Origin of the sequence: Lutibacter sp., assembly GCF_041555395.1 — a bacterium.
Classification (GTDB): Bacteria; Bacteroidota; Bacteroidia; order Flavobacteriales; family Flavobacteriaceae; genus Lutibacter.
Map to the genome: position 1 here is coordinate 1 of NZ_JBFFKM010000108.1, position 2,731 is coordinate 2,731.

The 2,731-nt window shown below is 36.1% G+C and carries 4 protein-coding genes; 2 read left to right on the plus strand and 2 right to left on the minus strand.

The window, feature by feature from the left end:
* Both ABY285_RS12415 and idi read right to left on the minus strand, forming a co-directional pair.
* Nucleotides 1-399 (minus strand): 6-pyruvoyl tetrahydropterin synthase family protein (locus ABY285_RS12415; RefSeq protein WP_372770532.1); only part of this gene is annotated, 399 nt, incomplete at its 3' end.
* Nucleotides 400-411: 12 nt separating this feature from the next.
* Nucleotides 412-936 carry an isopentenyl-diphosphate Delta-isomerase gene (idi, locus tag ABY285_RS12420; RefSeq protein WP_372770534.1) on the minus strand — a complete coding sequence of 175 codons (525 nt, stop codon included), beginning with the start codon at nt 934-936 and terminating at the stop codon, nt 412-414.
* Nucleotides 937-1,136: 200 nt separating this feature from the next.
* Between idi and ABY285_RS12425 the strand changes: the two genes are divergently transcribed.
* Nucleotides 1,137-1,715: a YceI family protein gene (locus tag ABY285_RS12425; RefSeq protein WP_372770536.1), complete on the plus strand. Its 579-nt coding sequence runs from the start codon at nt 1,137-1,139 to the stop codon at nt 1,713-1,715.
* Between the two features lie 90 nt (nt 1,716-1,805).
* On the plus strand, nt 1,806-2,252 hold the full coding sequence (locus ABY285_RS12430; protein ID WP_372770538.1) for a MarR family winged helix-turn-helix transcriptional regulator: 447 nt from the start codon (nt 1,806-1,808) through the stop codon (nt 2,250-2,252).
* Nucleotides 2,253-2,731 lie beyond the last annotated feature (479 nt).

Below are 2,731 nucleotides of genomic sequence, written 5' to 3' on the forward strand. Positions count from 1 at the left end.
ATAAGTGACAAAATTTCTTGGTGTTTCATAAAGCGTGATAGAAAGTTCCAGATTCTCATCAATTTTTGAACGTAGCTTGTTCCAAATGACTACGGCAATATTTTCGGCGGTCGGATTTAAGGTTTTGAATTCAGGGACTTCTTCATTCAGATTTTTATGGTCGAATTTGTCTTCCACTTCTGTTTCTATTAAACTTTTCAGAATTTTCATATCCATCACGAAACCAGTTTCCTGGTGAATTTCTCCTTTAACAGAAACAATGAGTTCGTAATTATGTCCGTGATAATGAGGGTTGGCGCATTTGCCAAATACTGTGGCATTCCGCGCATCCGTCCAATCGGCATTGTACAATCGGTGTGCAGCATTAAAATGTGCTCTTCTGTTAACGGTTACTTTCATTTGTTTTCTTGTTTATGACTCATGACTGATAAAACTGTAATACTTGTCGAAGATGATTTTAAACCATTCGGTATAAATTTCAGGATGCTTTTCCATATCATTCTTCACTTGTTCTATGGTCATCCATTTAAAACTTTCTGCCTCTTCCCTATTTAGTAAAGGATCTTCACTATAATAACCAATAAGGATATGGTCCAGTTCATGTTCCGTTAACCCATTGTCAAACGGTGCTTTGTAAATAAACCAGGTCACCTCTTTTAAATCACAGACAAAGCCCATTTCTTCCTTCAATCGTCTTTTACCGGCTTCTATATTTCCTTCACCGTCTCGCTGATGGCTGCAACACGTATTTGTCCACAATAATGGGGAATGGTATTTACTTGCAGCGCGCTGTTGCAGTAACAGTTCCTTTTTATCGTTAAATACAAATACCGAAAACGCTCTGTGAAGCACTGCTTTTTCATGCGCCTCCATTTTTGGCATTAAACCAATTTTCTCATCTTTCTCGTTCACCAATATTACTTGTTCTTCTTGCATAGGTTGTATTATTACTGCAAATTTACACTTTTTACTTGTTTTATAAAATAAAAATACTTAAACATAAACTATTGTAATTCAATTACTTAAATATATTTCATTAGAATCAGGTAAAATTTTAATAAATATATGTTGCAACATATATAGTTATAACATACATTTGCACATGAATTAATAACTCTATAAAAAACAAACATAAAATGAAAAAATTAAGTATCGTAATCGCCTTATTTAGCGTAGTATTGGCAAACGCACAAACCACCTGGAATTTTGATCCGTCGCATTCCTCCATACGCTTTGCTGTAGACCATATGGTTATTTCAGAAGTTGAAGGTCGGTTTTCAACGTACGAAGGTTCTGTAGTTTCTACAAAAAGCGACTTTTCTGACGCAAAAATCAACATTTCAATCGATATAAACAGCGTGGATACCGACAATGAAAAAAGGGACGCACATTTAAAAAGCGCTGACTTTTTTGAAACGGAGAAATACCCAAAAATGACTTTTGTAAGCACTTCAGTTGAAAAAAACGGAGATTCAAAATACAATTTAAATGGAAACTTAACTTTGCATGGCGTGACCAAAGAAATTACTTTGGTGATGACTTATGGCGGTACCGTCAAAGATCCATGGGGAAATACAAAAGCCGGACTTAAAGTTACGGGTGTCATCAACAGAACCGATTTTGGCCTAAAATACAATTCTGTACTGGAAACCGGAAGCTTAATGATTGGCGAAGAAGTGGCTATTACCGCAAAAGTAGAATTGGTAAAAATTTAATCCCATTTCTCTAAAAAGGGCGTGATTTTCGTTTGACTTATAAATGATTTCACGCCCTCTTTTTGTAATTTTACCTAAATTTAATGGTTCATGGAAATTCAGGACGAAATAAAAAGCAATTTCAACAGTGACTATCATAAGGCGCGTGTAAATATTCATTTCACCCACAATTACCTTTCTGAACAACTTCTGGAAATTATAAAGCCGCTTAAATTGTCTCTGACACAATTTAATGTGCTTCGTATTTTAAGAGGACAACATCCGGCTGCCTCAAGCATTGGATTGCTGAAAGAAAGAATGCTTGACAAAAACTCGGACATCAGCAGGGTTATTGACAGAATGCTTGACAAAAAACTTGTGGTCAGAAAAGAATGCAAACAGGACAGGCGACAAAAAGACATTCAGATCAGCCAACTCGGACTGGATTGCCTTTCTAAAATTGATGAGCGGGAAACAGCACTTGACCAAAAAATGCAGCATTTAACAATTGAAGAAGTGACCCGGCTTAATGTGCTGCTCGATAAAATAAGAGGTTAAAGTTAAAAGGTTAAAGGTTTGAACTTCTCAGATAGGTATCGACCGGTTTTTATTTATTTTTTTAATTCTTCTCATGTTTTTTTACACACCCCTAACCCCTCTCAAGAGGGGAATTTATTGGGTAAATTTTCACTTGAACTTCCCTGATTGGAGTTGACCGGTTTTTATTTATTTTTTGTTATTAATTAAATTTGCGTTAGGGGGTGCAGGGGAAAACCCGACGTTGCGAGTTTGTGAAGCAATATGTTGAACAGATTGCAATACCTAAATAAATACGGCAAAGGTTGATTTTGGCAAAAACTTCGCAACGACGGTTTGGAACGAAAGACCCGACCGCTTTTTCAGCGGGAACGCCCAAAATACTATTTAGGTTATAAGACTGCTTATTTAAGCATTTTGGACTCCCAATCTTTAAGGCCTTATTGCCTATAAATTCTAATTGGCAAATTGTGTAATTAGCCATATATTTGCACCTCAAA

What these genes read in the sequence shown, in the direction of transcription:
- idi (WP_372770534.1), bottom strand. Translation starts at nt 936, where the DNA reads ATGCAAGAAGAACAAGTAATATTGGTGAACGAGAAAGATGAGAAAATT.
- ABY285_RS12430 (WP_372770538.1), top strand. Translation starts at nt 1,806, where the DNA reads ATGGAAATTCAGGACGAAATAAAAAGCAATTTCAACAGTGACTATCAT.
- ABY285_RS12425 (WP_372770536.1), top strand. Translation starts at nt 1,137, where the DNA reads ATGAAAAAATTAAGTATCGTAATCGCCTTATTTAGCGTAGTATTGGCA.